Here is a 16,670-nt window from a genome sequence, read left to right as displayed (position 1 = left end):
CCTGATCGTGGTGGCTACCGAGATAGGCGTCGACCACCGCGGGGTTGTCGGCCAGTGCGTCCGGTGGTGACTCGGCGATGATCGAGCCCTGGGCCATCACCACCACCCAGTCACTGATGTCGCGGATGACATCCATGTCGTGTTCGACGAAGATCACCGTCATCCCCTCCTCGCGAAGGGATTTCACGTGTTCGAGCAGGGTCTGGGTCAGCACCGGGTTGACCCCGGCCATGGGTTCGTCGAGCATGACGACCTTGGGGTCGCTCATCAGAGCCCGCGCCATCTCCAGCAGCTTGCGCTGTCCGCCCGACAGCGAGCCGGCCATGTCCTCGGCCTTCGTGTCCAGCTTGAACCGGTGCAACATCTCGTACGCACGTTCGGTGATCTGTGCTTCCTGGCCACGCCAGGTCATCGGCAGCAGCGACGACAGGATCCGTTCGCCGATCTGGTGCTGCGCGCCGAGCCTGACGTTGTCGAGCACCGACATCCGCGCCAGCGCCTTGGTGAGCTGGAAGGTCCGCACCACCCCGCGGCGCGCCACCTGGTGGGGATGCATCCTCCCGAGGTTCTCGCCGTCGATCTTCCAGCTGCCGGTGTCGGGCCGGTCGAAACCGGTGAGCAGGTTGAACAGCGTCGTCTTGCCCGCCCCGTTCGGCCCGATCAGCCCGGTGATGGCGCCGCGCTGCACCTCCAGGTGGTCGACGTCGACGGCTTTGAGACCGCCGAAGGATCGGGAAACACCGTCCACCACCAGGATCGGGTCGGGTTTGGGTGATCCTGGTTCGGCCGCGGTCGCGGCGAACAGGACCGCACGATCGGCGGCGGGCACGGGCGACTCATCGGCCATCGAACTGCAACTCCCGTTTTCGTCCGAGCAGCCCCTGCGGCCGGAAAACCATCAGCACCGCGATCAGGATCCCCAGCAGGATGAACCGGGTGGCGCCGACCTGCGCATCGGTCAAGGGCAGCAGCGGATCCGGACCCGCGATCGCCTGGCGCAGCACTGCATCCGGCACCGCGAGCAGGAACCAGAACAGCATCGCGCCCACCACCGGTCCGAACACCGTGGCGGCACCGCCGAGCAGCAGCGCCCCGAACGCGTAGAAGGTCTGCGCGGTCGAGTAGAAGTCGGGGTGGATCGACTTGGTCTGCAGCGCGTTGAAGACGCCGCCCATGCCGCCGATCACGCCGCCGAGTACCAGGGCCTGCAGCTTGTAGACGAACACGTTCTTGCCCAGTGCCCGGGCGGCGTCCTCGTCCTCGCGGATGGCGCGCAGCACTCGGCCCCACGGGCTGTGGGAGAGCAGGTAGACGAAGAAACACAGAACCAGCACCAGCGTCCAGCCCACGAGCATCGCCCAGACGTCATCGCCGACGAAGTTCACACCGAGGATCGAGTACTGCTTGCTGGAGTCGAACGGGCTGAACCGGGTGAACGGGTCGGCGAAACCGTACAGCCCGTTCGTCGACCCGGTCACCGAGTCCGACGCCGTCGACCGGAATATCAGCCGCAGCACTTCCGCGGCGGCGATGGTCGCGATGGCCAGATAATCGGCGCGAAGACGCAGCGTCGGAATGCCCAGCACGATCGCCAGGGCACCGGCCGCCAGCAGCCCGACGAGTATGCCCACCCAGAGGGGCTGTTGGTAGGTGACGGTCATGATGCCGACGCCGTAGCCGCCGAGCAAGGCGAAGCCGATCTGACCGAAGTTCAACAAACCGGTATAGCCGAAGTGCAGGTTCAGGCCGATGGCGAGCAGCGCGTAGAAGATCGCCGACGGTCCGATCAGCTGCGCGAACGACGCCTGCAGGGCAGAGACGAGATCCATGGATCACCCGATCCTTTCCCGCGAGCCCAGGATTCCCTGCGGCCGTGCGACGAGGATGAGGATGAGGATGAGCAGACCGCCGATGTACTTGAGGTCGGGGTTGATCACCAGGGTCGACAGCTGCACCAGTAGACCAACGATGAGGCATCCCAGCAGCGCGCCGTAGGCGGTGCCAAGGCCGCCGAGGATGATTCCGGCGAACATCAGCAACAGCAGCTTGAATCCCATCTCCCATTGAGCCCGTCCACCGAGCTCCGAGAGTGCGAGCAGAATTCCGCCGAGCGCGGCCAGGCCGCCGCCCAGGCACCACACGAACACGATCACCCGCTCGACGTTGATCCCGGATGCCGCGGCGAGGTCCTTGTTGTCCGACACCGCCCGCATCGCCTTGCCGATAGGGGTCTTCTGCAGCATCACGGCGACGGCTACCAGGACCACCACGCTGATCACCATGGTCAGCAGGTTGGTGTCGGTGATCGCGATCGGACCCCACTGGCGCTGCGCGCTGACCGTGGAGTCGGCGAACGGCTGGGTTCGGTCGGAGAACAGCGCCAGCACCAGGTAGCGAAGGGTGATCGCCAGCCCGATGGACACGACCAGCTGCGGGATCAAGCCCACCCGCCGCCGTCTCAGCGGATGCCAGATGCCGGCGTTGTTCAGCCATCCCACACCGATACCGGCGATGATGCCCAGCACCGCGGCGCCGACCAGCGGAACACCGAAGGTGACATTGAACATCCAGGTGAACACCGCGCCGAGGGTGACGAGCTCACCGTGGGCGAAGTTGGTGAGCCCGGTGGTGCCGAAGATCAGGCTGAGCCCGATGGCGGCGACGGCGATGACCAGACCGAATCGCAGGCCGTCGATCGTGAGCCGGATGACGCGCTCGTAGAGCGGCGTCTCCATCGAGGTGCGGACCTCGCCGAAGATGAACACCACGGTGTTCGTGCGACCTGCCATGACGTCGCGGGTCACCGCGCTCTGCACGCTGACGCCGTCCGGCAGACTCTCGGGGTCGACCTCGAAGGTGTAGGTGCCGACCGGGAGTTCGACGTTCCAGCGTCCACTGTCGTCCGACGTCGCGGTGTCGGCTTCCTCGCCGGCCTCGTCGATGATCCGTACTACAGCCCCGGCCACCGGTTCGCCTGCGTCGACGAGTCGTCCTGCGACCGGCGCCGTCTCGGCGTCCTGGGCCGCGGCGACGCCGGCACCCAGGAAAGCGCCCAACACCATGAAGGCGACCAAGAGCAGGCCCCGTGAGGCGACACGAGCACACCGGCCCACTAAGGCAACTCCTCCGTCGCTGGAAAATCGCTCGATTCGTTTCGGGCGACTGTATAGCGTCCGTGAGCACGTGGCCGGGTTCTGGATGTCCGACGCGTATCGATTGTGTTTCCAGGCTCGATCAGGTTGGCGGGATATTGATGACAGATGTCACTGCTGCCACTGTTGAGCCCGTTCGTTCGCCGGAATGCTCCCTGTCATGACGCTGCTGCTCGTGTTCGGAGCGATGCTCGTGCTGCTGACGATCGCGGCACTCGCGGGCAAGGTCCCCGACACCCATCGCGAGGTCACCCAACACGGCGACTTCGAGTTCTGAACACCGGGATTCCGTCCGACGGGCCGACACCCGCAGGTTGGGTTATCCCCACCCACCTCCGTGTCGCGTTGCTATGTTCTACCCGGGGCCACGGCCCATGCCGCGGTGGTCGGGGAGGAGAGTACGTGCGCTGTCGAGGGGTACGTGGCGCCCTTGCGCTCGGTTCGGCAGCGTTGATGGCACTCGGGTCCACCGCGTGCGGCGGATCGCCTTCCGTGCCGGGGACGTCGCCGGAAGACCTGACCATCGAGGCGCAGGTTCAGATCGATCGCACCGGTGCAGCGGTGGAGGAGGTCGACCGCCCTGATCCGGCCAGTCCGGCCGGCGACGGCAACGCCGTCTGTCCGCCGCTGTCGATCGCGATGGCAGGAGAACTCAGCGGACCCGACCCGGCGATGGGCGCTGGTGTCATGAACGGCGTCCAGTTGGCCGTCGACAAGCACAACGAGGCCAACCCCGCGTGTCAGGTTCAGCTGAAACCCTTTGACACCGAAGGGGACCCGGCCAAGGGGGCCGACGTGGCCGCCCAGATCGTCGATGACGCCTACACCGTCGGGGTGGTGGGGCCGGTGACCTCCGGTGAGGCGCTGTCCGCCGGTGCGGAATTCGATCGCGCCGGCCTGGTCGCGGTGACCCCGTCGGCCACCAGTCCGGCGTTGAGCGAACAGGGCTGGCGGACGTTCTTTCGCGGGGTGGCCGGTGACGAGGTGCAGGGACCCGCGGTCGCCGACTACATGACCGGCACCCTCGGCCGCCGCAAGGTGTGCGTGATCGACGACGGTTCCGACTACGGCCTCGGGCTCGCTTCGCTGGTGCGCGAAACCCTTGGCGCCATGGCTGATTCGGCATGCAACATCGCGGTGCGGCCCGACGATGCCAACTTCTCCGACATTGTCACCCAGATCACCTCTGCGGCACCGGATTCGGTCTTCTTCGCCGGGTACTACTCGCAGGCTGCCGCGCTCGTCGCGCAGCTGCGGGACGGGGGGTTCGGGGGTGCCTTCGTGGGCGCCGACGGCGTGAAGAACGCGGCGTTCGTCGAAGAGGCGGGTTCAGCGGCGAGCGGCGCGGTCTTGTCCTGCCCGTGCAGCCCCGCTCCGCCCGACTTCGCCGACGAGTACAGCCGCGCATTCGACGAGCAGCCCGCCACCTACAGCGTGGAGGCCTACGACCTGGGCACGATTCTGCTCAAGGGGATCGATTCCGGGGCGATCACCCGTCCCGCACTGCTGCAGTTCGTCCGGGACTACAACGGGCAGGGAATCGCCCGCCGCTACCGGTGGACCGCCACCGGTGAGCTGGAGAACGCGCTGATCTGGATCTACCGGGTGGTCGAGTAGCCTTGCGCGCGAACGCTTCCGGGCGCTGGCCTAGCGCGCGACGATCACCGAGGAGCCATGGCCGAACAGTCCCTGGTTGGCGGTGATGCCGACGGTGGCGTTCTCCACCTGACGCCCGGTGGCCTGGCCCTTGAGTTGCCAGGACAGCTCGCAGACCTGCGCGATGGCCTGGGCGGGGATCGCCTCTCCGAAACTGGCCAGGCCGCCTGAGGCGTTGACCGGGATCCGGCCGCCGATGGTCGTCGCACCGCTGCGCAGCAGGCCCTCGGCCTCACCCCTGGCACACAGCCCCAGGTGCTCGTACCAGTCGAGTTCGAGCGCGGTGGACAGATCGTAGACCTCGGCCAGGCTCAGATCCTCGGGCCCGAGACCGGCTTCGGCGTAGGCCGCGTCGAGGATCTGGTCCTTGAACACCCGCTCCGGCGCCGAGACCACCGCGGTGGAGTCGGTGGCGATGTCGGGCAGTTCGGGCAGGTGCTGGGGGTATCGGGGGGATTGCAGGCTGACCGCGCGCACTGACGGCACGCCGGCCACGCTTCCGAGGTGCTTCTCCGCGAACGACTTGCTGGCCACGATCAGCGCGGCGGCGCCGTCGGAGGTCGCGCAGATGTCCAGGAGCCGCAGCGGGTCGGACACCACCGGGCTGGCCAGCACGTCCTCGACCGAGGCTTCCTTGCGGTAGCGGGCGTTCGGATTGTTGAGGCCGTGGCGCGCGTTCTTGACCTTCACCTGCGCGAAGTCCTCGAGGGTGGCGCCGTAGAGGTCCATCCGGCGGCGCGCGAGCATCGCGAAGTACACCGTGTTGGTCGCGCCGATGAGGTGGAAGCGCTGCCAGTCGGGGTCGTTGCGGCGCTCGCCGCCGACCGGCGCGAAGAAGCCCTTGGGGGTGGTGTCGGCGCCGATGACCAGCGCCACATCGCAGAAGCCGGCGAGGATCTGCGCGCGGGCGCTCTGCAGGGCCTGTGAGCCGCTGGCGCACGCTGCGTAGCTGGAGGTGACGGGGACTCCGTTCCAGCCCAGCTTCTGAGCGAACGTGGCGCCGGCAACAAATCCCGGGTAGCCGTTGCGGATGGTGTCCGCGCCGGAGACCAGCTGGATCTGCCGCCAGTCCAGCCCGGCTTCGGCCAGCGCAGCCCGCGCTGCGACCATGCCGTACTCGGTGAAGTCACGCCCCCACTTGCCCCAGGGGTGCATACCTGCACCCAGGATGTAGAGGGGTTCCGGCGGGGCGTTCATGCGATTCTCCAGGCGTAAACGATCCGCTCGACGCCGTCGTCGTCGACGTAGAGTGTCATGGTGGTCAGTTCCATCTCCATGCCGACCTTCAGGTCGGCGGCCAAGGTGCCTTCGACGACCTTGCCGAGCACGATCAGGCCTTCGTCGGCCAGCTCGACGGCCGCCACCGCGAACGGTTCGAACGGGTCCGGGGACGGATAGGGAGGGGGCGGGGCGTACCGATTCTCGGTGTAGCTCCACAGCCGGCCGTGACGCGACAGCGGCACCTGTGCGAGCTCGTCACCGTCGCACGCCGGGTTGGGGCAATTGTTGGCGCGTGGCGGGAACACATAGGTCCCACACTGATCGCACTTGCCGCCGATCAGGTGGGGAGCACCTGTCCCGTTGGTGGCGAACCACCCGTCGACCGCGGGCTGCACCGAGACTTCAGAAGCTGACACGCGGTCAGCGTACCGACTCCGACCGCATACCTGAAACGTGTTCCAGTTCTGTCGCGGGGTAGCCGCGGCCCGGGTGTCGTAGCCGGTGCCTAGAGTGAACTCGTGAGCCCAGCCAAGACCGCATCGGAGCCGAAGGTTGGTGCAGCAGCCGCCGATCAGGCCGGCGGGAAACCGACTCTGATGCTTCTGGACGGCAACTCGTTGGCTTTCCGCGCGTTCTACGCGCTGCCCGCCGAGAACTTCAAGACCCAGGGCGGGCTCACCACCAACGCCGTCTACGGCTTCACCGCGATGCTGATCAACCTGCTGCGCGACGAACAGCCCAGCCACATCGCGGCGGCGTTCGACGTCTCCCGGCAGACGTTCCGCCTGGAGAGGTACCCCGAATACAAGGCGGGCCGGTCCGCGACGCCCGACGAGTTCCGCGGCCAGATCGACATCACCAAGGAAGTGCTGGGCGCGCTGGGCATCACGGTGCTCGCGGAGGCCGGGTTCGAGGCCGACGATGTGATCGCCACGTTGGCCACCCAGGCCGAGGACGAGGGCTACCGGGTGCTGGTGGTCACCGGTGACCGCGACTCGTTGCAGTTGGTCAGCGACGACGTGACCGTGCTCTACCCGCGCAAGGGTGTCAGCGAGCTGACCCGGTTCACCCCCGAGGCCGTGGTGGAGAAGTACGGACTCACCCCCCAGCAGTATCCGGACTTCGCGGCGCTGCGCGGGGACCCGAGCGACAACCTGCCGGGCATCCCCGGGGTGGGGGAGAAGACCGCGACCAAGTGGATCGCCGAATACGGTTCGCTGCAGGCACTTGTCGACAACGTCGACAAGGTCAAGGGCAAGGTCGGCGATGCGCTGCGCGCCCATGTGCCCAGCGTCGTGCTGAACCGAGAGCTCACCGATCTGGTCAAGAACGTGCCGTTGGCGCAGACACCGGACACGCTGCGAATGCAGCCGTGGGACCGCGACCACATCCACCGGCTGTTCGACGACCTCGAGTTCCGGGTGCTGCGCGACCGACTCTTCGACACGCTGGCCTCGACGGACCCCGAGGTCGAGGACGGGTTCGAGGTGCGCGGTGGCGCGCTGGAGCCGGGAACGCTGGCGGGGTGGCTGGCCGAGCACAGTCACGGACAGCGATTCGGGCTCGCCGTGGTGGGCAACCACCTCGCGTTCGACAGCGACGCGACCGCCGTGGCGATCGTGGTCGCCGACGGTGACGGGCGTTATGTCGACACCTCGGCACTAGATCCCGGCGACGAGGCTGCGCTGGCGTCGTGGTTGACCGACCCGGGTGCGCCGAAGGCGCTGCACGAGGCCAAGCTCGCGATGCACGACGTGCAGGGCCGGGGCTGGACCCTTGCCGGTGTCACCTCGGACACGGCTCTGGCCGCCTACCTGGTTCGCCCCGGCCAGCGCAGCTTCGCCCTCGACGACCTGTCGCTGCGCTATCTCAAGCGTGAGCTCCGGGCCGACAACCCTGAGCAGCAACAGCTCTCGCTACTCGATGACAGTGACGGGGTCGACGACCAGGCAGTGCAGACGTTGTTGTTGCGCGCCGGAGCGGTCAAAGACCTCGCCGACGCCCTCGACGAGGAACTGGCCCGCATCGACTCCTCGGCGCTGCTGGAGAGCATGGAACTGCCGGTCCAGCGGGTGCTCGCCCAGTTGGAAGGCGTGGGCATCGCCGTGGACCTCGACCGGCTCTCGGAGCTGCAGAGCGAGTTCGCCGGCCAGATCCGCGATGCCGCGGAGGCGGCGTACGCGGTGATCGGCAAGCAGATCAACCTCGGATCCCCCAAGCAGCTCCAGGCGGTGCTGTTCGACGAGCTGGAGATGCCGAAGACCAAGCGCACCAAGACCGGCTACACCACGGATGCTGACGCTGTACAGGGCCTTTTCGAAAAGACCGGGCATCCATTCCTGCAGCATCTGCTGACCCACCGCGACGCCACCCGGCTGAAGGTGACCGTCGACGGACTGATCGGGTCGGCGGCCGCGGACGGCCGGATCCACACGACGTTCAACCAGACGATCGCCGCGACCGGCCGGCTGTCGTCCACCGAACCGAACCTGCAGAACATCCCGATCCGCACCGAGGCGGGCCGCCGGATCCGCGACGCGTTTGTGGTCGGCAACGGATACACCGAACTCATGACGGCCGACTACAGCCAGATCGAGATGCGGATCATGGCGCATCTGTCGCAGGACGAGGGCTTGCTGGATGCATTCAATACCGGCGAGGACCTGCACTCGTTCGTCGCGTCCCGGGCCTTCTCCGTGCCCATCGACGAAGTCACGGCCGAGCTCCGGCGGCGGGTCAAGGCGATGTCGTACGGGCTGGCCTACGGGCTGAGCGCGTATGGGCTGGCTGCTCAGCTGAAGATCTCCACCGAAGAAGCCAAAATTCACATGGAGCAGTACTTCGACCGGTTCGGCGGGGTCCGCGACTACCTTCGCGACGTCGTCGACCAGGCGCGCAAGGACGGCTACACGTCGACGGTGTTCGGCCGCCGGCGGTATCTGCCGGAACTGGACAGCAGTAACCGCAACGTGCGCGAGGCGGCCGAGCGCGCGGCCCTGAACGCGCCGATCCAGGGCAGCGCGGCCGACATCATCAAGGTCGCGATGATCAACGTCGACCGCGCGATCAGCGACGCCGGCCTGGCGTCGCGAATGCTGTTGCAGGTGCACGACGAGTTGTTGTTCGAGGTCGCCGACGGCGAGCGGGACACCCTCGACGCACTGGTGCGCGAGCACATGGGCGGGGCCTATCCGCTCAACGTGCCCCTAGAGGTGTCGGTGGGGTATGGCCGCAGCTGGGACGCCGCGGCGCACTGAGCGTGCCCGACACGCCACTGCCGGAGCAGCAGGTCCGGTTCGTCGCCCGGTTGGGAGCCGCGATGGGCGCTGCCAACTATCCGGTCACCCTGGTGCGGCAGATGCTGGAGCGGGCGTCGTCGAATTACGGGGCCCGAAACGACTTCATCGCGCTGCCCAACCACGTCCAGGTAGTGGGGCACGCCGGTGGCTCCGGGTCGATCGTGAAGGCGGCTCATCTCGACCGGGACCTCCGCTTCGATCAGATGTTCCCGCTGGCGCCGTTGATCGCCGATGCGATGGCGGGCCGGGTGAGCCCGGCCCAAGGCGAGGCCAGACTGGACGCCGTCCTCGACAAGAAGCCGCCACGCCGGGCATGGGTGTCAGTGCTCGGATATGCGATCCAGAGCGTGGGCTTTGCGCTGCTGCTGGAACCGACGCCGCTGAACGTGTTGGTCGCCGGTGGCCTCGGAGTGGTCGTGGAGTTGTTCTGGACGACTGGGCAGCGAGTGCCGGGCCTGGCCCCGTTGGTGCCAGTGCTCAGCGCCTTCGTCGTCACCGCGGTCTGCATCATCGGCGCGCGCGAGCACGGCATGGACCACGTCGGGTTGCGCGCCTTGATCCCGCCGCTGGCGATGTTCCTTCCTGGTGCGGCGATCACGCTGGCGGTCATCGAGCTCACCGCCCGCGACGTCATTTCCGGGTCCAGCCGGCTGATCGCGGGGTTCGTCCAGATCGCCCAGCTGGCCTTCGGTATCTTGATCGCCTCTCAGATGCTGCAGACCGCTGACACCCAGTTGACCTCGGATGCGATCAACAAGATCGGGCCGTGGGCGCGCCGTGGCTCGGCGTCGCCGTCTACTCCGCAGGGGTGATGTTGTTCCTCGCGCCGCCCCGCTCGTACTGCCATGGCTGCTACTGATCACCTATCTCGGCTACTCCGCCCAGTTTGTCGGTGATCTGCTCCTGGGCAGCTACGTCAGCGGATTCTGCGGCGGTGTGGTTCTCACCTTCGCTGCCCTGGCGATGACGCGACTGCGCGGTTCGCCGCCGGGCATCACGATGATCCTGCCGGGTTTCTGGTTGTTGGTGCCCGGATCGATGGGGCTGATCGGGATCACGGAGTTGTTCGGAGCGGACGGCGACTCGGCTCTGCCCGCCACACTGATCTCAATGGTCTCGGTGTCGTTGGGTATGCAGGCCGGGCTGGTGCTCTGGCAGCTGGTCCGGCAGCGCACCCGACCCGCTTCCGCCTTCAGGAGCTGAGCGATCCCTTGCGGACCCCGACCACGGCACCCGATGCCGCCAGCACCGCGATACCCACATAGTCGACGAGGTGTTGAATCACGCCTGCACGGTAGGAGCCGAATCTGGACGATGGCTGGGATCTACGGACCCGGTGCCCGGTAACCCGCCATCCGGGCCAGCGCGGGTGAGGTACCTCGCACGACGTACACCGCGTGGGTCTCCTCGGCCAGCATCGCCGCCACGCGCTGGTCACCGAAGCCGCGGTCGATGCGGTCCCGCACGAACGCCAGCTCGACGACCCGGTGGGCGAACGTCGTGACCGACTCGCCCGCTTGTTTCCCACCGAACCGGGTGGCCTCGGCGACGGCCAGCTTGCGGGTGCGGATGGATCCCAGCCAGCTCGCCTCGTTGGGGGTGACCACCCCCGCGGCCACCATGCCGGGCAGTTTGGCGGCGACGATGCGCTGTTCCCGGCGCCTGCTGTGGACCGCCAGCGCGATGGCCAGGCCGAACACCGGCATCATCCAGAACACATAAACACCGAAGTACGCGCCTGCACCCAGCAACGACGAGCCGTTCCACATCACGTGCAGGATCACCGCCCCGGCGTAGCCGCCCAGGATGCAACCTGTTCTGGCGATGCCGCTGCGCTGGTGCATGGCGTACCACACGCCGATCGCGAACAGCGTGGTGAACAGCGAGTGCGCGAACGGCGACATGACCAGCCGCAGTGCGGCGGTGACCAGCGAATCGGCCAGTGACTCGGCGTTGGCGATGTAGAGGATGTCCTCCAACCAGGCGAAACCAGCGCCGACCAGCCCTGCGTACACCAGGCAGTCGGTCAGCGAGTTCATCTCGCGGCGACGGGCACCGGTCATCATGAGCAGCAGAAACAAGCCCTTTGCCGCCTCTTCGGTCAGCGGGGCGCCGACAACGAGGGTGAGCGGGCTGACCCCCTCCGACTGCGTGCTGTCCGCGCCGGCGCTGAGCCAGGCCTCGAGGAATATCTGCAGCACAGCGGCGATGACCACCGCCGCCGACGTGCCCCAGACGAACGCGAACACCAGCAGTCTCGGCGGTTCGGGCTCCCACCTGTCCAGCCACAGGTAGGCCAGGACGACCACCGTCATCGCGATGCTGGACAGCACGAATCCGACGGCGGTACCGAGCGGATTGAGCGCGGTCAGCGCAATGACGATGAGACCGGCGACGGTGCCGAGGGCGATGATCACCCCGAGCGGCGCGCCGACCTGGCGGATACGACCTCCGTACGGCGCGGGAATCCGATGGGGCTGTCCCGGTGCGCCGGCGTATGACACCTCAGCAGGGTAGCCGCTTGCGGAACCGGGTTTGTCCTGCATGTGCCCCGTCGAGTAACCTCAACATGTACCTGTGTGCGCATTCGTCGCGGGTGCAAGCCAAGAAACAAAAAACTGTCCCTGCGATCACCCTGTCCGGAGCAACCCACCACATGCCAAGTCCCTCCGTCACCTCGCCGCAAGTAGCCGTCAACGACATCGGCTCGGCTGAGGATTTTCTCGCCGCCATCGACAAGACCATCAAATACTTCAACGATGGCGACATCGTCGAAGGGACCATCGTCAAGGTCGACCGCGATGAAGTCTTGCTCGACATCGGCTACAAGACCGAAGGCGTCATCCCTTCCCGCGAGCTGTCCATCAAGCACGACGTCGACCCCAATGAGGTTGTGTCCGTCGGCGACGAGGTCGAAGCTCTGGTCCTCACCAAGGAGGACAAAGAAGGCCGCCTGATCCTGTCCAAGAAGCGCGCTCAGTACGAGCGCGCCTGGGGCACCATCGAGGAGCTCAAGGAGAAGGACGAGGCCGTCAAGGGCACCGTCATCGAGGTCGTCAAGGGCGGCCTGATCCTCGACATCGGCCTGCGCGGCTTCCTGCCCGCGTCGTTGGTCGAGATGCGTCGTGTCCGCGATCTGCAGCCGTACATCGGCAAGGAGATCGAGGCCAAGATCATCGAACTCGACAAGAACCGCAACAACGTGGTCCTCTCGCGTCGCGCCTGGCTCGAGCAGACGCAAAGCGAAGTTCGTAGTGAATTCTTGAACCAGCTGACCAAGGGCGCCATCCGCAAGGGTGTGGTGTCCTCGATCGTCAACTTCGGCGCGTTCGTCGATCTCGGCGGTGTCGACGGTCTGGTGCACGTCTCCGAGCTGTCCTGGAAGCACATCGACCACCCGTCCGAGGTGGTTCAGGTCGGCGACGAGGTCACCGTCGAGGTCCTCGACGTCGACATGGACCGCGAGCGGGTTTCGTTGTCGCTCAAGGCGACTCAGGAAGACCCGTGGCGCCACTTCGCCCGCACCCACGCGATCGGTCAGATCGTGCCGGGCAAGGTCACCAAGCTGGTCCCGTTCGGCGCTTTCGTCCGTGTCGAGGAGGGCATCGAGGGTCTGGTGCACATCTCGGAGCTCTCCGAGCGTCACGTCGAGGTTCCGGACCAGGTGGTCCAGGTCGGCGACGACGCGATGGTCAAGGTCATCGACATCGATCTGGAGCGTCGCCGGATCTCGCTGAGCCTCAAGCAGGCCAACGAGGATTACACCGACGAGTTCGAGGCGTGGAAGTACGGCATGGCCGACAGCTACGACGACGCGGGCAACTACATCTTCCCCGAGGGGTTCGACGCCGACACCAACGAGTGGCTCGAAGGCTTCGAGAAGCAGCGTGACGAGTGGGAGGCGCGATACGCCGAGGCCGAGCGCCGCCACAAGATGCACACCGCGCAGATGGAGAAGTTCGCCGCAGCAGAAGCAGAAGAGGCGGCACGCCCGGCCTCTGCTGCCAACGGTTCGTCGCGTTCAGAGGAGCCGTCGGGCGGTGGCGGGTCGCTCGCCAGCGATGCCCAACTGGCTGCTCTTCGCGAGAAGCTCGCAGGCAACGCCTAGTTCACAACGCTGGTTCACAACGCTGGTTCACAACGACCGACGGCCCCGGCTCATCACGAGCCGGGGCCGTCGTCGTCGGGTCGGCCTGACAGACTGGTGCCGTGCTGCGCATTGGATTGACCGGTGGAATCGGGGCAGGAAAGTCCACAGTGTCCGCGACGTTCAGCGAACTCGGGGCGATCGTCGTCGACGGTGACGTCATCGCCCGCGAGGTCGTCGAACCGGGCACCGAGGGGTTGGCGAGTCTGGTCGAGGCATTCGGCGACGACATCTTGTCGCCGGACGGTGCGCTGAACCGCCCGGCACTGGCCGCGATCGCATTCAGCGACGACGAGAAGCGCGCCACGCTGAACGGCATCGTGCATCCTCTTGTGGCCCATCGACGTTCGGAGTTGATCACGGCGGCAGACGATGAAGCTGTGATCGTCGAGGACATCCCCCTGCTCGTCGAGTCGCAGATGGCGCCGATGTTCCCGCTGGTCATCATCGTCCACGCGGACATCGACCTGCGCGTGCAACGTCTGATCGAGCACCGCGGTTTCACTGAGGAGGATGCCCGCGCGCGCATCGCCGCTCAGGCCGACGAGGAACAGCGCCGCGCAGTCGCCGATGTGTGGCTGGACAATTCCGGGACCGCCGCGGAACTCGTCGAGCAGGCGCGGGCGTTGTGGCATGCGCGGATCCGGCCGTTCGCTGAAAACCTGCATGCGGGTCGGCCGGCGCGCGCCGAGCCGCGTCTGGTGCCCGCAGACCCGCAGTGGCCGGCCCAGGCCCAGCGGGCGGTGGCGCGGCTGAAGACCGCGTGCGGCCACCGGGCGTCGCGGATAGACCACATCGGCTCCACTGCGATTCCGGGCCTGGACGCCAAGGACGTCATCGACATCCAGGTCACCGTCTCCTCGCTCGAGGTCGCCGACGAACTCGCCGAGGCGCTGCTCGGAGCCGGCTACCCGGGAACGTCCGTCACCCACGACGTCGGCAAGCCCGACGCCCGCAGCACCGTGGCGGAGTTCGATCACCGCGATGCCGAATCACTGTGGCGGAAACGGCTGTTCGGTTCGGCCGATCCGGGGCGGCCGACCAATGTCCACGTGCGGGTTGACGGCTGGCCCGGTCAGCAGTTCGCATTGTTGTTCGTCGACTGGTTGACGGCCGACCCGCAGGCGCGGTCGGACTACCTGGCGGTCAAGCGCAGGCTTGCAGAACAAGGGCACGCCGACACCGGCGCGTACGCCGACGCGAAGGAACCGTGGTTCCTCGAGGCCTACCGCAGGGCATGGCAGTGGGCTGACGACACCGGCTGGCGGCCCGGAAACTAGGCAGGCGGGAGCTCAGCCTCGACCGGCGGAGCGGGCGCTGTCGGGTCGACGGGGGCGATGTCGTCGACCCCGCTCACCGGCGCCTGACACGTCAGCGAGCCGTAGTCCGGGTCGTCGCGCTGCGGCGTGACTCTCGGCGCGATGAAGTCGTCAGCCTGGGCGACCACAGCGTTGTCGATGAGGATCTCGCAGTGCAGATTCGCCGAATACGGCCAGTCGATCGACAGCCGCAGGTTCGCGGTCTGCGACGCAGGAAGCACGGTGTTCACCTCGAACACCCGGCCTGGAACCATCGTCGGGGTGGCGAGTTGTAGCTGGTCGCCCTCGGCCCGGTAGGTCACCGTCGCTCCTCGCGACACCCCGTCCACCCGCGCGCGGTAGGTGATGTTGTGCAACACGTCCGGGATCGGTGCGGACTCGACCTCGGTCGGGGTCTGCGGAGTCGGCTGGGCCCCAGCCGTCGCCGGAGACCACTGCGCGCAGGCTCCGGCCACTGCGACGGCTGCCACTGTCAGCAGGCTGCGCTTGGCGACGCTCATGTCCCCCGACATTACCGCCGTCGACTCCGGTGGAGCACGTGCACTGTCACTGTCATCATCAAGATCATCGTATTGATGCGCCGGCCCGTTACCGCCAGGGCCGGGCTCAGCGCTGTTGACAGTGCGGACACCACAGGCTGGCACGACCACCGATCCGGGCACGCCGCAACCTGGTGCCACACCGCGGGCAGCTCGGATCCGGGTCGTCTCTGACACCGGTCAGCCAGCGAGGCAGGCCAGGCACACAACCATGGCGCACAGCGGTGGCCAGTACCCGCTTCATCGCCTGGTGCAGACGACGCAGGGCGGCGTCGTCGAGTTCGCGCACCGGCAGTGCCGGCGCCACCCGGGCCCGCCAGCAGATCTCGTCGACGAGCAGGTTGCCGTCCACGTCGAGGGCGTCGGGTCCCTGTTCGCCCAACACCGACGCCACCTCGTCGGGCCCGCACGCCAACCAGACGCCGCGCAGCTTGCGCTGGTCGGCGTAGTGCAACTCGCCCCGGTCCAGCCGGACCACCAACCGGTCGTAGCGGTCCCATCCACCGTCGTGGACGAAGTGTGGACGTCCCGTCATGCCGCTGTGCACGAGCAACGTCGGCCCATCGGTCGGCAGGAGGAGCCACTTGCCGTGCCGGTCCGGCGCGCCGAAGCGGTGGCCGGACAGCGCCTTGGCCAGTGATCTCGCCGTGGTGTTCCGCAGCACTCCGGCGTCGGCGACGTCGACATCGCGCACCCGGCGACCGGGTAGCGACAGGGTCAGGTCGCGGCGAAATCCCTCGACGTCAGGCAGCTCAGGCATGCCACTCCGCAAGCATCATGCACCTCGCTTACCCGGGCGGCAGGACGCCTATTCTGCTCGCCATGTCAGGTCGATGCCGGTGTCGGTCAGCCAGCGGTGCAGGTCGTAGTCGTGGCCGGCGAGCGCGTCGACCGTGGCGACGGCGGTGCGGATCGCCTGCTCGCCGGTCTCGGGGGTGAGTAGGCCGTGCCGGACGGCGGTGATCAGTTCGTCGACGTCGTCGAGCGTGACCGCGACGCCGGTGCGGACCACCAGGTCGAGGTAGTGGTCCTCACTGCGCCACTGGTCGGGCCCCGGGGTGTACCGGCCCACGTCGAGGTAGAAGTCCTGGTCCCGTTCGTGGCCCGGGTTGAAGTGGAAAACGGTCGCGCGCAGGTCGAGTGCGGGCAGCAGCCAGGACTCGAGGTAGTGGAACTGGACACGCCCCGGGGTGGGGCGGGCCATGTAGAGACCCCACGGACGGACCGTGTAGACGTCCACTGCGCGCACGACACCCTTGGGATCGGTGTTGGTGTGCGCCGCGAGGTCGAAAGTCTCGTGTTTGGGAGGGTGGATGCGACCAGCATAAGCCCTGGTG

Annotated in this window: 15 protein-coding genes; 6 read left to right on the top strand and 9 right to left on the bottom strand. The window is 67.2% G+C overall.

Annotation, left to right across the window (positions count from 1 at the left end; all coding sequences use genetic code 11):
* From WA944_RS01695 to WA944_RS01685, 3 genes are all read right to left on the bottom strand, one after another.
* On the bottom strand, window positions 1-847 hold an 847-nt coding region (locus WA944_RS01695), incomplete at its 3' end, for an ABC transporter ATP-binding protein (RefSeq protein ID WP_526646154.1).
* A complete protein-coding gene (locus WA944_RS01690; RefSeq protein WP_163890620.1) occupies window positions 837-1,829 on the bottom strand; it encodes a branched-chain amino acid ABC transporter permease in 993 nt (330 codons plus the stop codon). The genes WA944_RS01690 and WA944_RS01695, both read right to left, overlap by 11 nt.
* Window positions 1,830-1,832: 3 nt before the next feature.
* The gene (locus tag WA944_RS01685; protein ID WP_526611371.1) at window positions 1,833-3,062 is read right to left on the bottom strand and encodes a branched-chain amino acid ABC transporter permease; all 1,230 of its coding nucleotides are present in this window, start codon (window positions 3,060-3,062) and stop codon (window positions 1,833-1,835) included.
* Window positions 3,063-3,554: 492 nt separating this feature from the next.
* On the opposite strand from WA944_RS01685, the gene WA944_RS01680 reads away from it, so the two are divergent.
* A complete protein-coding gene (locus WA944_RS01680) occupies window positions 3,555-4,769 on the top strand; it encodes a branched-chain amino acid ABC transporter substrate-binding protein (protein WP_526646152.1) in 1,215 nt (404 codons plus the stop codon).
* Between the two features lie 30 nt (window positions 4,770-4,799).
* Here the strand turns inward: WA944_RS01680 and WA944_RS01675 are convergent, their stop codons facing one another.
* The gene (locus WA944_RS01675) at window positions 4,800-6,005 is read right to left on the bottom strand and encodes a lipid-transfer protein (protein WP_526369804.1); all 1,206 of its coding nucleotides are present in this window, start codon (window positions 6,003-6,005) and stop codon (window positions 4,800-4,802) included.
* Window positions 6,002-6,424: a Zn-ribbon domain-containing OB-fold protein gene (locus WA944_RS01670; RefSeq protein WP_526369814.1), complete on the bottom strand. Its 423-nt coding sequence runs from the start codon at window positions 6,422-6,424 to the stop codon at window positions 6,002-6,004. Before WA944_RS01670 ends, WA944_RS01675 begins: the two co-directional genes overlap by 4 nt.
* Before the next feature lie 201 nt (window positions 6,425-6,625).
* Here WA944_RS01670 and polA point away from each other — a divergent pair, with 201 nt between their 5' ends.
* From polA to WA944_RS01655, 3 genes are read left to right on the top strand one after another with little or no spacing between them, the layout of a single operon-like run.
* Window positions 6,626-9,286: a DNA polymerase I gene (gene polA, locus WA944_RS01665; RefSeq protein ID WP_526611385.1), complete on the top strand. Its 2,661-nt coding sequence runs from the start codon at window positions 6,626-6,628 to the stop codon at window positions 9,284-9,286.
* A 2-nt stretch (window positions 9,287-9,288) separates the two neighbouring features.
* On the top strand, window positions 9,289-10,140 hold the full coding sequence (locus WA944_RS01660; protein WP_526611375.1) for a threonine/serine exporter family protein: 852 nt from the start codon (window positions 9,289-9,291) through the stop codon (window positions 10,138-10,140).
* Window positions 10,106-10,531 (top strand): hypothetical protein, encoded by a 426-nt coding sequence (locus tag WA944_RS01655; RefSeq protein WP_526369808.1) that lies wholly within the window; start codon window positions 10,106-10,108, stop codon window positions 10,529-10,531. Before WA944_RS01660 ends, WA944_RS01655 begins: the two co-directional genes overlap by 35 nt.
* Before the next feature lie 122 nt (window positions 10,532-10,653).
* Here WA944_RS01655 and WA944_RS01650 read toward each other — a convergent pair whose 3' ends face one another.
* Entirely contained in the window at window positions 10,654-11,832 is a 1,179-nt protein-coding gene (locus WA944_RS01650; protein ID WP_526369810.1) for a PrsW family intramembrane metalloprotease, read from the bottom strand.
* 152 nt (window positions 11,833-11,984) lie between these two features.
* Here WA944_RS01650 and rpsA point away from each other — a divergent pair, with 152 nt between their 5' ends.
* Window positions 11,985-13,436: a 30S ribosomal protein S1 gene (rpsA, locus tag WA944_RS01645; protein WP_163890638.1), complete on the top strand. Its 1,452-nt coding sequence runs from the start codon at window positions 11,985-11,987 to the stop codon at window positions 13,434-13,436.
* Between the two features lie 101 nt (window positions 13,437-13,537).
* Window positions 13,538-14,755 (top strand): dephospho-CoA kinase, encoded by a 1,218-nt coding sequence (coaE, locus tag WA944_RS01640; RefSeq protein ID WP_526370568.1) that lies wholly within the window; start codon window positions 13,538-13,540, stop codon window positions 14,753-14,755.
* Here coaE and WA944_RS01635 read toward each other — a convergent pair.
* The 3 genes from WA944_RS01635 to WA944_RS01625 all read right to left on the bottom strand — a co-directional run bounded on the left by WA944_RS01635 (window position 14,752) and on the right by WA944_RS01625 (window position 16,648).
* Window positions 14,752-15,294, bottom strand: a complete 543-nt coding sequence (locus WA944_RS01635) for a hypothetical protein (protein WP_526370566.1) — start codon at window positions 15,292-15,294, stop codon at window positions 14,752-14,754. The two genes, coaE and WA944_RS01635, sit on opposite strands and share 4 nt — an antisense overlap.
* 106 nt (window positions 15,295-15,400) lie before the next feature.
* Window positions 15,401-16,093: a DNA-formamidopyrimidine glycosylase family protein gene (locus WA944_RS01630; RefSeq protein WP_526370564.1), complete on the bottom strand. Its 693-nt coding sequence runs from the start codon at window positions 16,091-16,093 to the stop codon at window positions 15,401-15,403.
* 48 nt (window positions 16,094-16,141) lie between these two features.
* The gene (locus WA944_RS01625) at window positions 16,142-16,648 is read right to left on the bottom strand and encodes a ribonuclease FAU-1 family protein (protein WP_526370574.1); all 507 of its coding nucleotides are present in this window, start codon (window positions 16,646-16,648) and stop codon (window positions 16,142-16,144) included.
* Window positions 16,649-16,670: the final 22 nt, after the last annotated feature.

This window comes from Mycobacterium sp., assembly GCF_049683355.1.
GTDB lineage: Bacteria > Actinomycetota > Actinomycetes > Mycobacteriales > Mycobacteriaceae > Mycobacterium.
The sequence above is the reverse complement of the archived record's forward strand: the minus strand, read 5'-3'. Positions and strand labels throughout refer to the sequence as shown.

Coding starts and splice junctions, on each gene's coding strand:
- WA944_RS01630 (WP_526370564.1), bottom strand. CDS start 16,093: ATGCCTGAGCTGCCTGACGTCGAGGGATTTCGCCGCGACCTGACCCTG.
- WA944_RS01685 (WP_526611371.1), bottom strand. CDS start 3,062: ATGGTGTTGGGCGCTTTCCTGGGTGCCGGCGTCGCCGCGGCCCAGGAC.
- rpsA (WP_163890638.1), top strand. CDS start 11,985: ATGCCAAGTCCCTCCGTCACCTCGCCGCAAGTAGCCGTCAACGACATC.
- WA944_RS01635 (WP_526370566.1), bottom strand. CDS start 15,294: ATGAGCGTCGCCAAGCGCAGCCTGCTGACAGTGGCAGCCGTCGCAGTG.
- WA944_RS01690 (WP_163890620.1), bottom strand. CDS start 1,829: ATGGATCTCGTCTCTGCCCTGCAGGCGTCGTTCGCGCAGCTGATCGGA.
- WA944_RS01675 (WP_526369804.1), bottom strand. CDS start 6,005: ATGAACGCCCCGCCGGAACCCCTCTACATCCTGGGTGCAGGTATGCAC.
- polA (WP_526611385.1), top strand. CDS start 6,626: ATGCTTCTGGACGGCAACTCGTTGGCTTTCCGCGCGTTCTACGCGCTG.